This window comes from Clostridium sp. DSM 8431 (assembly GCF_900116755.1).
GTDB lineage: Bacteria > Bacillota > Clostridia > Clostridiales > Clostridiaceae > Clostridium.
On the sequence record NZ_FPBY01000019.1, the window covers coordinates 11,797 to 31,948 of the forward strand.

The 20,152-nt window shown below is 28.5% G+C and carries 17 protein-coding genes; 13 read left to right on the plus strand and 4 right to left on the minus strand.

All coding sequences use genetic code 11. The features are described from left to right. Positions 1 to 12: 12 nt before the first annotated feature. Entirely contained in the window at positions 13 to 2,364 is a 2,352-nt protein-coding gene (locus tag BM384_RS03295; RefSeq protein ID WP_242945942.1) for a glycoside hydrolase family 95 protein, read from the plus strand. Positions 2,365 to 2,413: 49 nt separating this feature from the next. Here BM384_RS03295 and BM384_RS03300 read toward each other — a convergent pair whose 3' ends face one another. Then, complete coding sequence (locus BM384_RS03300; RefSeq protein WP_090011040.1) at positions 2,414 to 3,139, minus strand: LytR/AlgR family response regulator transcription factor; 726 nt, start codon at positions 3,137 to 3,139, stop codon at positions 2,414 to 2,416. A gap of 170 nt (positions 3,140 to 3,309) precedes the next feature. Between BM384_RS03300 and BM384_RS17235 the strand changes: the two genes are divergently transcribed. The 3 genes from BM384_RS17235 (at position 3,310) to BM384_RS03310 (ending at position 5,496) form a co-directional block, all read left to right on the plus strand. Beyond that, on the plus strand, positions 3,310 to 3,450 hold the full coding sequence (locus BM384_RS17235; RefSeq protein ID WP_139232035.1) for an AgrD family cyclic lactone autoinducer peptide: 141 nt from the start codon (positions 3,310 to 3,312) through the stop codon (positions 3,448 to 3,450). Positions 3,451 to 3,467: 17 nt separating this feature from the next. Then, positions 3,468 to 4,094 (plus strand): accessory gene regulator B family protein, encoded by a 627-nt coding sequence (locus BM384_RS03305; protein ID WP_090011042.1) that lies wholly within the window; start codon positions 3,468 to 3,470, stop codon positions 4,092 to 4,094. A gap of 85 nt (positions 4,095 to 4,179) precedes the next feature. Then, positions 4,180 to 5,496 (plus strand): GHKL domain-containing protein, encoded by a 1,317-nt coding sequence (locus BM384_RS03310; RefSeq protein WP_090011044.1) that lies wholly within the window; start codon positions 4,180 to 4,182, stop codon positions 5,494 to 5,496. A 44-nt stretch (positions 5,497 to 5,540) separates the two neighbouring features. On the opposite strand, the gene BM384_RS03315 is transcribed toward BM384_RS03310, so the two are convergent. Next, the gene (locus BM384_RS03315; RefSeq protein ID WP_090011046.1) at positions 5,541 to 7,568 is read right to left on the minus strand and encodes a beta-galactosidase; all 2,028 of its coding nucleotides are present in this window, start codon (positions 7,566 to 7,568) and stop codon (positions 5,541 to 5,543) included. Positions 7,569 to 7,774: 206 nt separating this feature from the next. Here BM384_RS03315 and BM384_RS03320 point away from each other — a divergent pair, with 206 nt between their 5' ends. From BM384_RS03320 to BM384_RS03355, 8 genes are all read left to right on the plus strand, one after another. After that, entirely contained in the window at positions 7,775 to 9,550 is a 1,776-nt protein-coding gene (locus tag BM384_RS03320; RefSeq protein ID WP_090011048.1) for a cache domain-containing sensor histidine kinase, read from the plus strand. A 17-nt stretch (positions 9,551 to 9,567) separates the two neighbouring features. Next, positions 9,568 to 11,046, plus strand: a complete 1,479-nt coding sequence (locus BM384_RS03325; protein ID WP_090011050.1) for a response regulator transcription factor — start codon at positions 9,568 to 9,570, stop codon at positions 11,044 to 11,046. 110 nt (positions 11,047 to 11,156) lie between these two features. Continuing rightward, positions 11,157 to 12,665: a xylulokinase gene (gene xylB / locus BM384_RS03330; protein ID WP_090011053.1), complete on the plus strand. Its 1,509-nt coding sequence runs from the start codon at positions 11,157 to 11,159 to the stop codon at positions 12,663 to 12,665. Positions 12,666 to 12,702: 37 nt separating this feature from the next. Beyond that, positions 12,703 to 13,848 (plus strand): ROK family transcriptional regulator, encoded by a 1,146-nt coding sequence (locus tag BM384_RS03335; RefSeq protein ID WP_090011055.1) that lies wholly within the window; start codon positions 12,703 to 12,705, stop codon positions 13,846 to 13,848. A 30-nt stretch (positions 13,849 to 13,878) separates the two neighbouring features. After that, positions 13,879 to 14,526: a fructose-6-phosphate aldolase gene (gene fsa, locus BM384_RS03340; protein WP_090011057.1), complete on the plus strand. Its 648-nt coding sequence runs from the start codon at positions 13,879 to 13,881 to the stop codon at positions 14,524 to 14,526. A gap of 11 nt (positions 14,527 to 14,537) precedes the next feature. After that, positions 14,538 to 16,526: a transketolase gene (gene tkt / locus BM384_RS03345; protein WP_090011059.1), complete on the plus strand. Its 1,989-nt coding sequence runs from the start codon at positions 14,538 to 14,540 to the stop codon at positions 16,524 to 16,526. Positions 16,527 to 16,708: 182 nt separating this feature from the next. Beyond that, positions 16,709 to 17,710, plus strand: coding sequence for a lipase family protein (locus tag BM384_RS03350; RefSeq protein WP_242945943.1), 1,002 nt, complete (start codon positions 16,709 to 16,711; stop codon positions 17,708 to 17,710). Between the two features lie 58 nt (positions 17,711 to 17,768). Then, entirely contained in the window at positions 17,769 to 18,503 is a 735-nt protein-coding gene (locus tag BM384_RS03355; protein ID WP_242945944.1) for an alpha/beta hydrolase, read from the plus strand. Between the two features lie 32 nt (positions 18,504 to 18,535). Here the strand turns inward: BM384_RS03355 and BM384_RS03360 are convergent, their stop codons facing one another. Together BM384_RS03360 and BM384_RS03365 are read right to left on the minus strand one after the other, a co-directional pair. Further along, positions 18,536 to 18,970 carry a threonine/serine exporter family protein gene (locus BM384_RS03360; RefSeq protein WP_090011061.1) on the minus strand — a complete coding sequence of 145 codons (435 nt, stop codon included), beginning with the start codon at positions 18,968 to 18,970 and terminating at the stop codon, positions 18,536 to 18,538. A gap of 3 nt (positions 18,971 to 18,973) precedes the next feature. Next, on the minus strand, positions 18,974 to 19,729 hold the full coding sequence (locus tag BM384_RS03365) for a threonine/serine exporter family protein (protein WP_090011063.1): 756 nt from the start codon (positions 19,727 to 19,729) through the stop codon (positions 18,974 to 18,976). Between the two features lie 215 nt (positions 19,730 to 19,944). On the opposite strand from BM384_RS03365, the gene BM384_RS18465 reads away from it, so the two are divergent. Continuing rightward, on the plus strand, positions 19,945 to 20,067 hold the full coding sequence (locus BM384_RS18465) for a hypothetical protein (RefSeq protein WP_278280890.1): 123 nt from the start codon (positions 19,945 to 19,947) through the stop codon (positions 20,065 to 20,067). Positions 20,068 to 20,152 lie beyond the last annotated feature (85 nt).

Here is a 20,152-nt window from a genome sequence, read left to right on the forward strand (position 1 = left end):
GAGCTGGTTATCTTGAATAATACTGTAGAATCAGAATTAAAATTATGGTATAAACAGCCTGCTAAAGAATGGGTAGAAGCACTTCCTATAGGTAATGGAAGGTTAGGTGCTATGGTTTTTGGAGATGTATTTCATGAAAGAATACAATTTAATGAAGATACTTTGTGGACAGGTACTCCAATAAGAGAAAAAGGTAATAATTTTAGTTATATTAATGAGGCTAGAAAGTTAATTTTTGAAGAAAAATATATAGAAGCTCAAGATATTATAAATGAAAAGTTATTAGGGCCTTGGAATCAATCTTATGCACCTATGGGAAATTTGTATATTAACTTTGATGAAGAAGGCAATGTAGAAGATTATAGACGTGAATTAGACTTAGATAGTGGCTGTGTTAAAGTTAGATATAAAGTTAATGAAAAGGAATATTCAAGAGAAATATTTGCCTCTAAAGCGGATGAAGTTATAGTAATTAAGCTTACATGTAATGAAAAAATGTCTTTTACTGTGTCTCTTGATAGTTTATTACGATATAAGACTAAGGAATATGATAAATTTACTCTTCAAATGAAAGGTAAGGCACCAATTTCAGCACTTCCTTCTTATGAAGAAGGGGAAGATCCTGTAATTTATGATGAATCAGGAAAGAAGGGAATGAACTTTAAAGTTCTTGTTAATGTTGAAGCTCATGAGGGAGAAGTAGTATTACAAGATGGTTTTTTAAATATATCAGATTGTAATACAGCTGTATTAAAATTAGTAGCAAATACAAGTTTTAATGGATATAAAAAAGAGGCTGGGTTAGAAGGCAAAGATGTTGATAAATTATGTGATATAAACTTAAATTCAGTGAGAAATAAAAACTTCTTTAGCCTAAAGAATAATCATACTCAGGAATATAAAATATTATTTGAAAGAGTATCATTTGAATTAGGAGGAAAAAAATATAATGATATACCTACAGATAAAAGAATAGAAGCTTTTAAAAAGAATCATGAAGATATATCTTTATTAACGCTATATTTTCAATATGGAAGATATCTTTTAATATCATCATCAAGAGGAGATTGTCAGCCGGCAAATCTTCAAGGAATATGGAATGAAGATTTAAGACCTGCATGGAGCAGTAACTATACAACTAATATTAATGTTGAAATGAATTATTGGCCTGCAGAGGTATGTAATTTATCAGAGTGCCATAATCCTTTATTTAAGTTAATTAGAGAAGTATCAGAAACTGGGGCAGATGCAGCAAAAAAACGTTATGGATGTGCAGGTTGGACAGCAAATCATAATATAGATTTATGGAGACAGGCGACACCAGCAGGGGGAAGTGCAGAATGGGCATATTGGCCTATGGCAGGTGCATGGTTATGTGATCATATATGGGAACATTATCAATTTACTTTAGATAAGGTCTTTTTAGAGGAGAATTATCCTTTAATGAAGGGAGCTGCAGAGTTTTTATTGGACTGGCTTATAGAAGACAATAAAGGTAGACTTATTACTTGTCCATCTATTTCTCCAGAAAATAATTTTTTAACTCCAGATGGAAAGAAGTGCTCTCCAAGCTTAGCATCTACAATGGATATGGAGCTAACTAAGAATTTATTTAGCAATTGTATTAAAGCATCTAAAATCTTAGACTTTGATTTAGATTTTAGAAGAAGACTTGAAAATGCTTTGGAAAAATTATATCCTTATAAGATTGGAAAATACGGACAGCTTCAGGAATGGTATAAAGATTTTGAGGAGTATGAAATAGGACATAGACATTTATCTCATTTATTTTCATTATATCCTGGAAGAGAAATTACAGAAGAAAATAATAAAGAGATATTTGATGCTATGAAGATATCTTTAAAAAGAAGACTTGAAAATGGTGGGGGACATACAGGATGGAGCTGTGCTTGGGTAATAGCTTTATTTGCAAGGATGAAGGATAAAGAGATGGTTCAAAAATATATTAATGTGTTATTAGATAAACTTACCTTTAGTAATTTATTTAATGTATGTCCTCCTTTTCAAATTGATGGCAACTTTGGAGGAACTGCAGCTATGGCAGAATCTTTACTGCAAAGCCATAAAGGATATATAGAACTTTTGCCATCTTTACCTACAAAATGGGTATCAGGAAAAATTATTGGATTAAAGGCTCGTGGAAATTTTGAAGTATCTATAGAGTGGGCAGATTCAAAAATGATGAGAACAGTACTTAAGTCAAATAGTAATTCAATTTGTAAAGTAAAATATGATAGAGAAAATATATATGTTAAAGATGTTAATTATGAAATAATAGATAATGAAATAATAGAATTTAAAGCTTTTAAAGATCAAGAATATATTATTTTGTGTAAAGAGTAAATAATAAAAATACTATCTTGAAAAATATCCTTTCAAGATAGTATTTTTATTATTTAATTAGATTCTTTATTCCTCTGGTTGAAATAAGGCATTCTTCATCATTAATCATATATGCTATACGTCTTTTTTTATCAATCTCTTTAATTTTATCTGTATTTACAATAAAGGAGTTATGACACCTGCAAAAACGGTCGTCTAGATTTTGTTCTATTTCTTTCATCTTACTATAGAACTCGATTTGTCTATTAGTACAATGTAAAATAACTTTATGTATTGTGCTCGAAGTTTCGAAGAAAATTATGTCATTAAAATCTATGTTAACAATTTTATCATTGGCTTTAATTGAAAAAACCTTTTGAGAATTGTTACAGATAGCTTGATATTTTTCATTAGCATTTTGAATACAATCATGTATTCTTTGGCGAATATTATTATAGTTATCTTTTATTATATAATCCATGGCTTCAACCTTATATAAGAAAGTTAAATAACTCATTTCAGCATGAGAAGTAATAAATATTATAAAACCACGTGGATCATATTTTCTTATTTCTTCTGCAAGTTGTATACCATTAATATTTGAGTGTAAATCAACATCTAAAAAATAAATACCAGAGGTAGGATTAACCTTTAAATAAGCTAATATTTCATAAGGGTCAGAGGTGGTTAAGCTTGTCTCCATATCATAATCATTAATCATTATAATGTCTTCGATTATTTTTTTAAATTTGTTTTGTTGAATCGAATTGTCTTCGCAAATAAAAATTCTAAGCATGTTGAATCTCCTGAATAAATGTTATATTATTATAATAACACATAAAAATATATAAAAAATGAATATATTAGAATAAAAGGGGCAAATATTGTATTTTAAGGTTTTATTTAAGTGTTTGAAATGTTATTTTTTACAAAAAGTTACTGAATTTAAAGTAAAGGTGGAGATTAATGATGAAAAACAAAAGTATTAAGAAGAAAGTTGCAAAGGTATTAATAAATTTAGGAGAAACTCATGCTAATGAATTTTCGACATTACTTGGATTTTATGAACCTAAGGTATCAGTAGATTTGCTTAAGAAAGAAAAGTAAATATTTATTTTTAATAAATGAAGAAACTAATAATTAAAGATTTTGATATATGGGATTATATAGCTAAAAAATTAACTATTTATATTGGAAATAGCTTAAATTTAAATATAAAAGATTTGGAGAAATTATACTTAGGAATTATGGTGATTCTACTGAATTTATCTAAGATAACAATAGTATGTATATTTGCTTTTTTGATTGGTATATTTAAGGAAACAGTAATATTATTAGGTATGTTCTCAGTAATAAGATTAAGTGCAGCAGGAATTCATCTAAAAAGTAATTTTCAATGTACTATAGCTTGTTTAGTTATGTATTTGGGAGGTGCTTTTTTAGCAGTTAATTATCCTATAAATATAAGAAGTGTATTATTAATAATATTTATATTATTAATAATTCTATATAAGTATTCTCCAGCAGATACAGAGAATAGACCTATATTAGGAAAAAAACATAGAAAAGAATTAAAAATAAGGACAATTAAGTCCTCATTAATACTTGTAGCTATTAATGTAGTATTTTTAAATAGTATAATTTTAAATTTGCTCATGTATGCTTTTTTTATCCAAACAATATGTGTTATACCTTTTACATATAGAGTATTTGGAATGAAATATAATAATTATAAAGAATATGATAATTAAGATATAAAAATACACATAATATTATTTATGTGTATTTTTTAAGTTAATACTAATAAATATTATCATAAGGAGGAAAAATATTTAGATGAATGAATATATTAATATATTTTTTATGCTTATTATGTCAGTTACTGGGATTTTAATAGCTATAAATAATATAAGTCCTTACAAGTTGAAAATAAAAGACAATGTTATCATGATTATATCACTGGTTAGTGCATACGTATTTGTAGAATACTTTTTTCCTGATTTTGCTACTATAGTATTGTATTTTATACCTATGCTTTTTATTTTAAAGAAAAGTAGAAAATTTTTAAGTAGTGTTTTTATAGACATATTTGCATGCGTATTAATAATAATTGTAGATAATCTAGTTTCATCAATTTTTTATTTAACTATTGGTGTAAATGAAAGTTCTAATAATGCTCAGTATTGGATTACATGTTTTACTATATTAGTAGTATTATATGGAGTAACTAAGTTTGTTGGAAATTTGTATAGTGAGTATAAAATATTTATATATAAAAATTTAAAGTCTAAGTATTTTATATTAATTTATACAATGATAATAGTTACTTTTGGGGTATTTTATTATAGTATTAATTGGAGTAAGTATTTAGATACTACCTATAATATAGTTATCAATTCTATTATAGAATTAATTTATGGATTAATAATGATAGTAACATGTATCTCATTATTAGTTGCAGTAAGAAAAGAAGAAAAAATCAAATATGAACAGGCAGAGCTAGAAAACTTAAGGGAATACACAAATAATCTAGAAGATGTATATACTGAAATGCGTAAGTTTAGACATGATTACATAAATGTTATTTCGTCTATGTCTGCTTTTATAGAAGAAAAAGATATGGATGGATTAAAAGAGTATTTTAATGATAATATTTATCCTTTAAACAGTAGGATGGATAAAAATAATTATAAACTTGGACTTTTAAAAAATATTTTAATGCAGGAAGTAAAAGGTGTTATTTCTACAAAGGTTATAAGAGCGCAAGAGTTAGGGATAGACGTAATTATTGATATTGTAGATGTAATAGATAATATAAAAATGGACAAGGTAGACCTTATAAGAGTTTTAGGGATAATCCTAGATAATGCAATAGAGGCAGCAGAAAATAGTGATGCTAAAATAATAAATATTGCTATCATAAAAAAAGAAAAGTCTGTAGTTATAGTTATAACTAATACATATGGAGGAGATATATTACCTGTTTCTAAAATGTTTAAGGCAGGGGTATCTACTAAGGGTGAAAATAGAGGCCTGGGATTAAATAATTTAAAAGAAATTATAGGAAGATATGAAAATGTATGTTTAGATACATATATTGAAAATAATATATTTATACAAGAGATTACAGTTTGCAATGATAACAAATTTTAACATAAAAATAGATTGGCTGATTTACAGTCAATCTATTTTTTGCATTATAATGATTTTAAAATTACTATATCCTTAGGCTTTAAATCTATAAAATTACTAACTTTTTTGTTATTTAGTAAATTAATATATTCTCTATCTAGTGAGAAAGATTTATTTTCATTGTTGTGATTGATAATAAATAATATATCTTGTCCATCTTTAACTCTCTTAGTGACTTCAACGTTATCTACTAAGTCTAAGTTTAAGCCAAGTAATAGTTTTGAATCTAAATCTTTAATAAAATCTGCTGCAAATTCGTCATCTGGATTTGTTCCAATGTAATAAGCTTGTCCTTTTCCAAAGTTATTTACAGTAAAGACTGGTCTATTTTTATAGAAGTCAGATCCATAAACACCAATAGCTTCAGCACCTTCAAGATTTATTAAATCAAAAAGCATATTGCATGAATAACTTGATTTGTATCCATGAGCTCCATCAATTTCTATGCTATTTTTATTTTCTGGTGGAAGAGCATCTAATTCTTCAACCCATATACCTAATAAATCTCTAAGGTCTCCAGGATATCCTCCAAGAGTAACAGTATCATTTTCATTAACGTATCCACTAAAGAAGGTTGTTACAAAAGATCCACCATTTTTAACATAGTTCTTTATATTATCTGCTACATTTTCTTTAACCATATATAAGGTTGGAGCAATAACAAGTTTATATTTAGATAAATCTTCATTTGGCATTACAAATTCAACAGGTATATTTCTTTCAAAAAGAGCTTTATAGTATTTTTGAATTTGAGGAATATACTCTAAAGCAATAGAAGGACCACTTGAGAATTCTAAAGCCCACCAGTTTTCCCAATCAAACATAATTGCAACTTTAGCATCATACTCAGCATCTAAAATTGAATCTTTTAATGTATGAAGTTCATCACCAATTTTCTGACACTCTTTATATATTCTAGTTTTATTGCTTCCTGAGTGAGAAATTACAGCACCATGATATTTTTCACAGCCTCCAATTGACTGTCTCATTTGAAAGAACATAACACTATCAGAACCATGAGCAAGAGCTTGATGACTTAAAATTCTAAGTTCACCAGGTCTTTTTACTGTATTATAAGGCTGCCAATTTGCTTGATTAGGACTTTGTTCTATAAGCATAAAAGGTTTATGTTTTAAACTTCTCATAAGATCGTGGTTTAAAGCAGGCATATAAGGTTCATATCCATAAGAAGGATAGTTGTCCCAAGAGATTACATCCATATATTCAGCCCACTCAAAATAATTAATTGGTTTGTAAGTTCCCATAAAATTAGTAGTTACTTTTATATCAGGGGTAACTTCTTTTATTGCATTATATTCTCCTATATAGCATTCTAAGATTGAATGGGACATAAATCTATTATAATCAAGAGACATACCTCCAAATATAGTACGAGTTCTTCCATTATCAACCCACATTTCACTTAAACCTGAAGGAGCTGTTATATCGTCCCAAGAGTAAAGTTTGTGTCCCCAGAAATTTGTATTCCAAGCTTTATTTAAGTTATCAAGAGTTTTATATTTTTCTTTTAACCATTTTTTGAACTCTTCTTCACAATGTTCACAATAACAGTAGTTATCATATTCATTACCTATATGCCATAGGGCAAGATTATCATAATCTTTATAACGCTCAGCCATCTTTTTAACTAGTTTTACTGAGAATTCTCTATATTTAGTACTATTAGGACAGAAATCAACTCTACCTCCATAATTGCGTTTATTTCCATTAAAGTCAACAGGAAGCATTTCAGGATATTTTTTTGCCATCCAAGCTGGTTGAACAGCAGTTGAAGTTGCTAGACACACATTGATATCGTTTTCTTTAAGCAGATTAAAAATATTATCTAACCATTTAAAGTCATAAGTATCTTCATCAGGTTGTAATAAGGCCCAACTAAAAACTGGAAGTGTAACTATATTAATATTTGCATCTTTTAGCATTTTTATATCTTCTTTTAGTATATCTTCTGGCCATTGATCAGGATTATAGTCTCCACCATAAAAAATAAAAGGCATTTTTGAATTAATCATAATAAATCCTCCTTTAATATTTATTGAATTTACTTTACTATAAATGTTTACATAAAAAAATAGGTGAAATTGTATAAGAATTACGCAATAAATTAGTTGAGTTATAGAAAAAACTAGTATACATAAATTTGCTAAACTTGAATATTGTGGATATAATGAAATGTAAGAACTGTTAGGCTACATTGTACTAGACAGGAGGTGAACTTATGAAAAATATAATAAAAGAAATAAGTAATAATTTAAAAATAAGAAATAAACTTATTTTAACATATTTAATTGTAGCTATATCCACAGTATCAATAATAGGAATTTATTCTGCCAATAAAATGCAGAAAATTGTGATAAATAAAGATATAGAACAAACAAAAAGTAGTTTGGATATTATGGAAAATACTCTTCAAGAATCATTAAAAATTGCAACTAAGGTATCAGATATGATTTATTCAGATTATGAATTAAGCAATATATTAACTAGAAAGTATGATAATTATGGAGATGTAGTAAAAGATTATTCAGGATATTCAAATCTAAAAAATTATTTGAGATATTATAAAGAACTATACGATATAAAGATTTATGAGGAGAATTATACTCTCCTTGAAAATGAATACATTATAAGAGCTGCAGAAGATGTGAAAAAGGAAGAATGGTATAAAAATGCAGTTAATGATAATGGAAAGATTTCTTGGAGGTTTGTTAAAGATCCTTTATCAGGAGCTAATTATTTATCTTTAGTTAGAGAACTTAAAGATCAAAAGGGAAAAATGACAGGTGTATTAGTTATAAATATGAATCCAAGTATACTAACTAATGTAACTAATTTTGATAATAAACAAGGATTAATTGAATTAAATGAAAAAATAATATCAACTCAAGATTCTTATGAATTTGACAAAAAAAATCTTAAAGTAATAGAGGAAAACAAGTCTATAAGCAGTGGAAAGTCTCTTCTTAGGGGAAAGACTGATGGCATTGACAGCTATATTTTAATAAATTCTTTTAATACAGAAAAAGCATCTAATGATAAGTTTAAAGTTTATATAATTATTCCACTTACAGAAATAACTAATGAAACTAATAAAGTTGTTCTTAATACATTAAAGATTAGTTTAGCTTCAATAGCATTATCAATGATAATAATACTATATTTCTCAAAAAATATTTCAAATAGAATAAATCTTTTTAGAGGTGAAATGCATAAGGTAGTAACTGGTGATTTTAATACTGAAGATAATATAGAGGGAAATGATGAAATTGGCCAGTTAGGTGAAGATTTAAACATAATGAAAACAAGCATTAAAAACTTAATTAATGAAGTTTATGTGGGGAAGATAAGACATGAAAAATTAAAGAGATGTCAAAAAGATATAGAATTTAAAATGCTTTCAAGTCAAATAAATCCACATTTTTTATACAATACATTAGAAACTATAAGAATGAAGGCAATATGTAATGATCAAAAAGAACTTGCAGATTTAGTTAAAAAGTTGGGGAAGCTTATGAGACGTAATCTAGAGGTTAGTGGAAGAGAAGTATCATTAAAATCAGAGTTAGTTCTTATAGAAAATTATTTGGATATTCAGGCAGTAAGGTTTGAAGGAAAAGTAAATTATAGTTTACAGATAGAAAATAATATTGATGTGGAAAATTATAAGATACAGCCCCTTCTTTTGCAGCCGATAATTGAAAATGCTTTTATTCATGGATTGGAGAATAAAAAGAATAAAGGAAGCATAACAGTTAAAATTTATGAAAATAAAAATAAATTAAATATAGATATAATTGATGATGGTATAGGAATTGAGAGTGAAAAATTAATTAAGTTCAAGAAAAGAATAAGGGATATGGATGATGCTAATAAGCACATAGGAATGGCCAATGTTAATGAAAGAATTAAGTTATATTATGGTGATTCTTATGGTATTGAGATAGAAAGCACGGTGGGCATAGGGACTAAAGTAACATTATATTTACCAATATGATAAAGGGAGGATTATAAATGGTTAAAGTTTTAATTGTTGATGATGAACCTAATGTTAGAATGGGATTAAGAAAAATGATAGATTGGGCAGGGAATGGTTTTGAAATCTGTGGTGAGGCAGAAGATGCATATGAAGGAAATAGAAAGATACTTAAGTGTAATCCAGATATAGTATTAATGGACATAAAGATGCCTGGAAAACTTGGAACTGATATGATAAGAGAATCTAGAGCAGCAGGGTTTAATGGAAGGTTTATAGTTTTAAGTGGATATTCAAATTTTGAATATGCAAAGAAAGTTATGAAATATGGCGTGAAATCGTATATATTAAAGCCTATAGATGAAGATGAACTTCTTGAAGCTGTATTAAATATAAAGAAAGAAATTGAAAGGGATAATCGTATTAAGGGAAATGAAACTTTAGTGAGAAAAGATAAATTAAAAAAATTAATTTCAGGTGAAGTATTAGAAGATTTTAATGATTTAGAAGGCGATGAAACTAGCACTTTAGTACTAATTAACATTGCAGAAGATAGCAAAAATGATCTTATAAATAAACATCTAGCACATATAAATAACATAGATATCATAAATGTAAATCAATATGTAGCTACCATTTTTAAAGATATCAAGTATGAAAGAATTATAAAGACTCTATTAAGTATAAAAGAAAAGATGAATGAGAAAAGTGAATTTTTTGCTGTAGTTACGAATGAGCAAAAAACATTATTAAATATAAGGAATGAATACAAAAATGCATTAAATATGATGAAGAATAAATTTTTATATTTAGAGGAATCAGTTATTACTTCAGGTGTATCAGTAAAAGAATGTGTAGAAGTTGAAAATATAAGTGAATATATGGACAAGGTAGTTAGTTACGTAGAAGTCCAAGATAATGAAAAGATAGAAGAAATAATAAATTTATTTAAAACATATATTCTTCAAAATAAATATTCAGAAGAAAGAGTAAAGAGTATCTGCATGAATACTTTATTAAATATTAGGTTAAAGTTATTTAAAGATTATGAAATAGATAAAAATGATATTTCAGGCAATGAGGATATAATTCATAATATTTATTCAAAGAAAAGTTTAAAAGAGTTACTTAATTACATGAATGATGAACTTATTTCTATGTCTAAAAAAGTATATGTAGGATCTGCAGATAATAATATAAAGAGAATTATAAGCTATATGGAGAAAAATTATTATAATGATATAAAATTAGAAACATTAGCTGAAATATTTAATTATAATAGTGCTTACCTAGGAAAGCTATTAAAAAATGCATTAGGAGAAAACTTTAATACTAAGTTAAATAAAATTAGAATAGAAAAGGCTAAATCATTATTAATAAATGATAAACTAAAGGTTTATCAAGTTTGTGAAAAAGTTGGATATAAAAATATTGATTATTTTCATAGTAAGTTTAAAAAGTATGTAGGTACTACACCACTAACTTATAAAAAAAATAATGAGAAAAAACACAAATAATTGCTTCAATAAATTGACTAATATGTGAATAGGGTTTAGAATTTACTTATTAAACAACATTTAAAAAGTTGTTTTAAATGTGTTGTTAAATTAGTATTGGAGGTTTAATTATGAGATATCTATTAGGACTAGATATAGGGACATCAGGAACTAAGACGGCTTTATTTGATGAAAATGGGAATACTATAAAGACTGCTACATATGGATATGAATTATTTCAACCTAAAGCAGGATGGGCAGAACAGAATCCAGAAGACTGGTGGGATGCATGTGTTCACGGAATAAAAGATGTAATTGAAAAAAGCAAAGTTAATGCATCAGATATTAAGGGTATAGGTTTAAGTGGACAAATGCACGGGCTTGTTATGTTAGATAAGAATGATAAGGTTATCAGAAATTCTATAATATGGTGCGATCAAAGAACAGAGAAGGAATGTGATTTTTTAACAGAGACCATAGGAAGAGAAAAGCTAATTAAGATAACTGGTAACCCAGCAATGACAGGTTTTACTCTTTCAAAGTTACTATGGGTAAGAAATAATGAGCCTGAAAATTATAATAATATAAAAAAGATTCTTCTTCCAAAGGATTATATAAGATTTAAATTAACAGGTTCATTTGCAACTGAAGTTTCTGATGCAAGTGGAATGCAGATGTTAGATATAAATACAAGAAATTGGAGCTATGAATTATTAGATGAGCTTAAAATAGATAAAAATATTTTAGCAGATGTCTATGAATCAGTAGTTATAAGTGGTCATGTTACACAAGAGGCAGCAGACCTTACAAAGCTTGAAGCAGGAACACCTGTAGTAGGAGGAGCTGGAGACCAAGCAGCTGGAGCTATTGGAAATGGAATTGTTACTGAAGGAGTTATTTCGACAGTAATAGGAACATCAGGAGTTGTATTTGCTTCAACAGATACACCTAAGTTTGATAAACTTGGAAGAGTTCATACACTATGTCATGCAGTACCTAACATGTGGCATGTAATGGGAGTAACTCAAGGAGCAGGTCTTTCTTTAAATTGGTTTAAGAAGACATTTGGCACAGAGGAAATTAATGAAAGCAAAGCTACAGGAAAAGATGTTTATGACATTTTAACGGAAGAGGCAGCCAAATCTAAACCAGGGGCTAATGGAATAATTTATCTTCCATATCTTATGGGTGAAAGAACACCTCATCTTGATCCTAATGTAAAAGGAGCATTTTTAGGGGTTTCATTAATAAATAATCATGATGATTTTGTACGTTCAATATTAGAGGGAGTAAGTTTTAGTCTTAAAAATTGTCTTGACATAATTGAAGGTATGGATGTAAAAATTGAAGATATAAGGATAAGTGGTGGTGGAGCTGAAAGTGAAGTTTGGAGAAAAATATTAGCTGATATTTTCCAATATTCATTAACAACTATCAAAGCATCAGAAGGACCAGCCCTTGGAGTTGCTATATTAGCAGGAGTTGGGACTGGAATATATAACTCTGTAGAGGAGGCATGTAATAAGATAATTAAAGGTGGTGCAAAGGTAGAACCAGATGAAAGCCTAAAGAAAGTATATGATGAAGTTTATGCATTATATAATTCTTCTTATCCAAGAATCAAGGATTTTGGAGTATGATTCCTTGAAGACTAGAGAGGAGAAATAAAAAAACTTTATGGAAGTAACACACAGCAAGATAAAAGAAACAAATAGGAAGAAAATAATATCTTTATTATTAAAGGAAACTGAAATTACAAAATTAGATATATCCAAAAAGTTAAATATAAGTATAACTACTGTTTCTACAAATATTAATGAACTTATATCTGAAGGACTTGTAAAGGAAGTTAGAAGTTTAAAGTCAACTGGGGGAAGAAAAGCAATATCCTTTATGATAGATGAAAATTCAAGATATTCAATGGGAATTGCCTTAACAGCTAACCATATAAAAATTTCTCTTGTTAATTTAAGAGGAAAAGTTATTGATAGCATAAAAATTAGACACAAAAATGAAGGTATAGAAAAAATAATAGAAAAAATAGAAGAAAATGTTCAAAAAATATTGTATGATAATAATGTGGATATAATTAACTTATTTGGAATTGGTTTATCAATACCAAGTACTGTAGATTATGAAGCAGGAACTATTAAAAATTGCTATTTTTTAAATATTAAAGATTTCAATATAAAAGAAAGATTAAAAAAGTTTAATGTACCAGTATATGTGGATAATGAAGCCAATCTATCTGCTTATTATGAATTTTTAAATAAAGAAAATAAGCCAGATAACTTATTATATGTATCAATAACTGAAGGAATTGGACTTGGAATAATAATAGATGGAAAAGTCTATAGAGGTAACAATAATTCTTCAGGTGAAATGGGACATATGAAAATTGTTATGAACGGAAAACCTTGTAAGTGTGGTGGAAAAGGCTGTTTAGAGGCTTATACATCAACTAATACATTGTTAGAGGAATATAACAATTTAACAGGTTTAAACTGTATGGACATTGATGAGTTTGAAGAAAAGTATAAATTGAAAGATGAGAATGCAGTTAAAGTTTTAAGAGAATATTTAACAACATTAAGTGTGGGGATATCTAATCTTATAATGATACTTGATCCTAAAGAAATAATTATAGGTGGAGATATAAATAGTTTGCTAAAGGAAAATATAGATTATATTCGAGAAAATATCTATAAAAATAACTTATTTACAGATGAAAATAACTGCAATATACAAGTGGCAGAATATAAAGAGTCATATTTATTAGGTGCTGCAATGGTACCTATTCAAGAATTTTTAGAAATTAAATAAGCAATAATAAATAAAATGGGGGAGATTAAATTGAAACTTTTCTTAGACACAGCAAATGTAGAATATATTAAAGAAGCTAATGATATGGGGGTAATCTCAGGGGTTACAACTAACCCATCATTAATAGCTAAAGAAGGCAGGGACTTTAAGGAAGTTATAAAAGAAATAACTTCAATAGTTGATGGACCAATAAGTGGTGAAGTAATTAGTGAAGATGCTGAAGGCATGATTAAAGAAGGAAGAGATATTGCTAAGATTCATAAGAATATGATTGTAAAGATTCCTATGACAGCTGAAGGTTTAAAAGCTGTAAAAGTATTATCTAAAGAAGGAGTAAAAACTAACGTTACTTTAGTTTTTTCAGCAAATCAAGCTCTTTTAGCAGCTAATGCTGGTGCAACATACGTAAGTCCATTTTTAGGAAGATTAGATGATATATCTATGGAAGGTATGGATCTTGTAAAAACAATAGCTGAAATCTTTAAAGTACAGGGAATAAAAACTGAAATAATAGCAGCAAGTATAAGAAACCCTATCCATGTTATTGAGGCAGCAAAAGCTGGTTCAGATATAGCAACAGTTCCTTATAACATAATTATGCAGATGATTAAACATCCATTAACAGATCAAGGATTAGAAAAATTTAAAGCCGACTGGGAAAAGGCTTTTAATAAATAGGGAGGGCTATAATGAATAAAGAATTAGATAAATTATCAATTAATACGATAAGAACATTATCAGCAGATGCAATAGAAAAGGCAAATTCAGGACATCCAGGATTACCACTTGGGGCAGCTCCAATGGCATTTACACTATGGACAAAAATGAACCATAATGGTAAAAACCCTGATTGGGATAATAGAGATAGATTCATTCTTTCAGCAGGTCATGGATCAATGCTTGAATATTCATTATTACACTTATTTGGATATGGAGTAACAGTTGATGATTTAAAACAATTTAGACAAATAGGAAGCTTAACTCCAGGACATCCTGAATATGGACATACAAAAGGTGTTGAAATAACAACAGGACCACTTGGACAAGGAATTTGTAATGCTGTAGGTATGGCACTTGCTGAAACTTACCTTGCTAATAAATTTAACAAAGATAAATTTGAAGTAGTAGATCACTATACTTATGCAATAGTTGGTGATGGATGTCTTATGGAAGGTATATCAGGAGAGGCATCATCCCTTGCAGGTACATTAGGTCTTGGAAAATTAATTGTATTATATGATTCAAACAATATATCTATAGAAGGAAATACAAGTATAGCATTTAGAGAAGATACTGCTAAGAGATATGAAGCATATGGATGGCAAGTTCTTAATGTTGAAGATGCTAATGATATTGAAGCTATTGCTAAAGCGATAGATGAAGCTAAAAAGGAAACTTCAAAGCCAAGCTTTATAGTTGTTAAGAGCCAAATTGGATATGGATGTCCAGCTAAACAAGGAAAGGCTGCAGCTCATGGTTCACCATTAGGTGCAGATAATATAGTTGAATTAAAGAAGACTTTAGGATGCGAGCAAAAAGATTTCTATGTTCCAGATGAAGTATATAAAAATATGGAAACATACAAAAAGGCTGGAGAAGCTAAGGAAGAAGAATGGAATAACTTATTTAATGAGTATTCAAAAGAATATCCTGAGTTAGCAGCTGAATATAAGAAGTGGATGAGTGGAGAAGTTGATAAACAAGCCTTATTAGATAATGAAGATTTCTGGAACTTTGATAGTGCTAAGGCAACAAGAGAATCATCAGGAATTGTAATTAACAGATTATCTAAATTAATTCCAAACTTAATTGGAGGTTCTGCTGATTTAGCACCTTCTAACAAAACTAATATGAATGATAGAGGAGATTACTCGGCAGAAGATAGAAGTGGATCAAATCTTCACTTTGGAGTTAGAGAACATGCTATGGCAGCTATAACTAATGGTATGTGTGCACATGGAGGACTTATTCCTTACTGTGGGACATTCTTCGTATTTAGCGATTATATGAAGGGAGCAATGAGACTTTCATCATTAATGAAACTTCCTGTACCTTATGTATTAACTCACGATAGTATTGGCGTTGGAGAAGATGGACCAACTCATCAACCAATAGAACAATTAGCAGCTCTTAGAAGTATGCCAAACATGACTGTATTTAGGCCAGCAGATTCAAAGGAAACAGCAGCAGCATGGTATTATGCAGTAACAAATGGACAAACTCCAACTTCATTAGTTTTAACAAGACAAAAGCTTCCGCTATATGAAGGATGTGCAAAGAGAGCATTAAAGGGAGCTTATATTCTTAAAGATTCAGAAAAAGAAGTACCAGATGTGTTATTAATGGCATCAGGTTCAGAAGTAGAACTTATATTTAAAGCAGCTGATAACTTAAAGGCAAAGGGTGTAGATGCTAGAGTAATCAGTGTGCCATCATTTGAAATATTTGATGAGCAAGATGCAGAGTATAAGGAAAGTGTTATGCCAAACAGTGTAAGAAAGAGAGTTGCTGTAGAAGCTTTAAGCTCTTTTGGATGGCATAAATATGTTGGACTTGATGGTGAAGTTATTTCACTTGATAACTTTGGAGCATCAGGAAAAGCAGAAGAATTATTTAAGAAGTTTGGATTTACAGTAGAAAATGTTGTAAGCACAACACTAAAGGTTTTAGATAAATAATGCATTATTAATGTGATTATAAAGAGATATTTTTAAGTAAAATTCATACTTAAAGATATCTCTAATTTTATATAGTTGAAATGGGGGAGCAAAAATGAGAAAAATATTACTTACTTTATCAGTGTTTACACTGATTTTTTTATGTTTACCAAAAGCTGATGCTAAGGCTTCAATAGAATTTGATGGAAAGACACTGGTATGGAAGAGGAGACGTAGCGGAAAAATATGTTGAAGGTCAAAGCAATCCATATTTTGATTCTAGTAAACCTACTGTTATTGTTTTTTATGAATGGCAAAACAATTCTACAAAGCAATTACATAGAATAACTTTTAATAGCAAAAATAATAATGCAAGTTTAGGTATAGACAATAACTTAGCTGATTACTGGATAGACAATGGTTGGAACATAGGTATATTTTATTGGAATCAATTTGTTGATGAAGGTGAAGTGAAGAATGCAGAAAAAAAGGTTTGGAGTAACAATACTTCTATAGGATTAAGATGGAGAAAAGTTGATGGAAGTTATGAGGCATATAGTGGTAGTAAAAAATCAGTTGCTGAAATGTTTATAAAAGATTATGAATCTTGTATGAAGAATTTTAAGGGGACAGAAATAAGATTTGTTGGACATTCATTAGGAAATCAGCTTGCAACTAACTCAGCTAAACTTGTTGAAAATGATATAAATTCTAGTAAAATTTCAAGCAAGTTAAGACCAAATAGAATAGCTCTATTAGATCCATTTTGGTCAAAGGGAGGAAAAGATTATTTGGGTGGCAGATGGACTGGAGAAGTTTGCAGAGAATATATAAAGGAATTAGAAAGTAAAGGTGTAGCTGTTGAAATGTATAGATCAAGCTCTATTAATGACTTATTTATTGGAGATAGCAATGAGGAAATGAGAAAAATTACAGCTTATGCAGAAATATATCCAGACTTTGTTTCATCAATTAATCAAATGGCTAAACATTGCTACGGTAAAGAGTGGTATATATATTCAAAGGGGGTTAACTTACCTTTAGAATATTTTAATAAAAAATTAACTGATAATATTGCACCATCAGCAAGTACACCAACTTGGAAAATAAAGCAGATGATGAATTCAGGATATTATTGGACTCAAAAGGATGGAAAGAAAACAGCTTCGCCAGAAGACGACAGTTTTAATAAAATTGCGTGGTAAGAGTGGAATTTTTTTGATTAATTAAATATAATATAAGTGCTGTGAGAAAAAGAATGAGGTGATTTTTACGAAAAAGGGAAGTTTATTCAAGAAAATAGCCATATGTATTCTTGCTTGTCTAGTACTTATATTAGGATCATTTCTTATATGGGCAAAATCCACATATAAGTCTTTTGGACCATTAAATGCTAGTGCTGCTACGGTTAGCGTAGATAGAGATGAATACATAGTTTATAAACCGAATAATGGTATTGAGCCAACTAAAGGATTTATATTTTATCCAGGAGCAAAAGTAGAACCAGATGCTTATGGTGAATTATGTAGTAAAATAGCAGAGCAAGGATATTTAGTAGTAATTGCTCCTATGACACTAGATTTAGCAATATTATCTCCTAATAAGGCTGAAGATATTATTAATAAATATGATAATATTGAAACTTGGGCAATAGGTGGACATTCCTTAGGAGGAGTAATGGCAGCTGACTATGCCCTTAAGGATAATCGTATAAGTGGTGTTGTATTCTATGCTTCTTATCCTAATGGTGATAAAATGGAAAACTCAGATTTGAAAGTATTAAGTATCTACGGAAGTAATGATGGAGTTGCTAAATTAGATAAAGTTAAAAATGCTGCTCTTCCAGAGAAGTCTTCAATCTTAGAAATAGAGGGTGGAAATCATGCTGGATTTGGAACTTATGGATATCAAAAAGGTGACAATCAAGCTGATATAACAGATGAAAATCAAATAAATGAAGCTGCTAGACTTACTACAGACTTTTTATCAGATTTATAAATCATATAAAAGAAGTGGACAAGATTAAAAATCTATTGTCCACTTTTTAGCTTTGATAATGATTTTACTAAAGACGATGAAATCATTATCCCTAAAGAAATTGCAATACCAATTGCTAAAGTAAGCATTCCATTATTTAATGCAGATGAATAATCTTTTTCTAAAAAACTAGTTATACTGCTATATGCTAGTATTCCAGGAACAAGAGGAAAGATTCCAGGAATATAAAACATAGATGCAGGAGTACGTATAATTCTTGCCATAAGTTCGCTATATAAATTTACAATTATAGCCCCTACAAATGAGGCAATTATAGAATTGTTTGTATGGCTTAAAGTAATACTATAACCTATCCAGCCTAGCCCACCAGCTAAACCACACCAAAAAATTTTTTTCCTATCTATATTAAATAAAATTACAGGAAAAACACTTCCTAAGAAAGATAAAATAGTCATTTTTATTAACATAATTTAGATTCCTTTCATACCAATAAATAGCGAAGTTATTACTCCACATCCAACAGCGGCAATAATAAGACCTGCCTCAAAAAATTTAGCTGCACCTGAAGAATAGTCTCCATAAAGCATATCTTTTATACTATTAGTTAACACAACTCCTGGAAGAAGAATCATTATGGAGCCAGTTATTACGTTATTTTGATTTATTTCAGGCAAAATAAAATTTGATAATAAACTTAGGAACCCAATTATAATTCCAGATAAGTAGTAATCTAAAAATTGAAAAAAACCAAGTTTAATCATTTTTTGAAAAAGTATATATGTAATAAGACAAACTACCACTGAAGCTAGTCCATCAATTATAGAGCCATTAAAAAATAATGTATAAATAAAACCTGTCATGCATGATGCAAAAGTTCTTACGTTAAAAGTAAAAGTTGGAGCCTTATTTATTTTAGTTAAACTTTTTTTGGCTTCTTCATAACTCATGGGATTTTCATATATCTTTCTAGAAAAAGAATTAACTAATTCGATTTTATATAAATCAACACATTTATCTTTTACTTTTCTTATAGAAGTATATTTATTGAGATTAGAATCTTCAACTAATAAAAGTATCCCATCAGAAGATATAATAAGCTCATTTTTAATTCCATAAGCTTCACATATTTTATTTATGCTTGTCTCAATTCTATGGTTTTCTGAACCATTAGATAATAATATTTCACCAACACTTAGAGCAATATCACTTATTTCTTTTAAATTCATAAATGCCACCTTATTTTACAAAATACTAATATAAATTTTATCACATCAATAAAAAAATTAAATATTTTTAAAGGAAATTTTAAAAAATAATTTCTTTTTGAAGTATGCAACTATTAAAGAAAAATATTCCATTTTTTAGTAGAATATAAAAGTTTTTTTTGTTATAGTTAATGTTAGAGTAATGAATATATAGTATTAATAAAGTTGGAGGAAATATGGGTAGCAGTATAGAAAAGATTTTTAAAGCAATAGAGTATTATGATAATGATTTCCCGGAGAATTTTATAAAAGAATTAATAGATAAAGAATATGAGTCTAAAAAGTTTCTTTTTGATTAGAATGGCTACGCATACTCGTGACTTTAGTCATGAGTTAGTAGCCAAAATAGTCAGCATATAGAGAAATCTATATGTAGAGATAGGA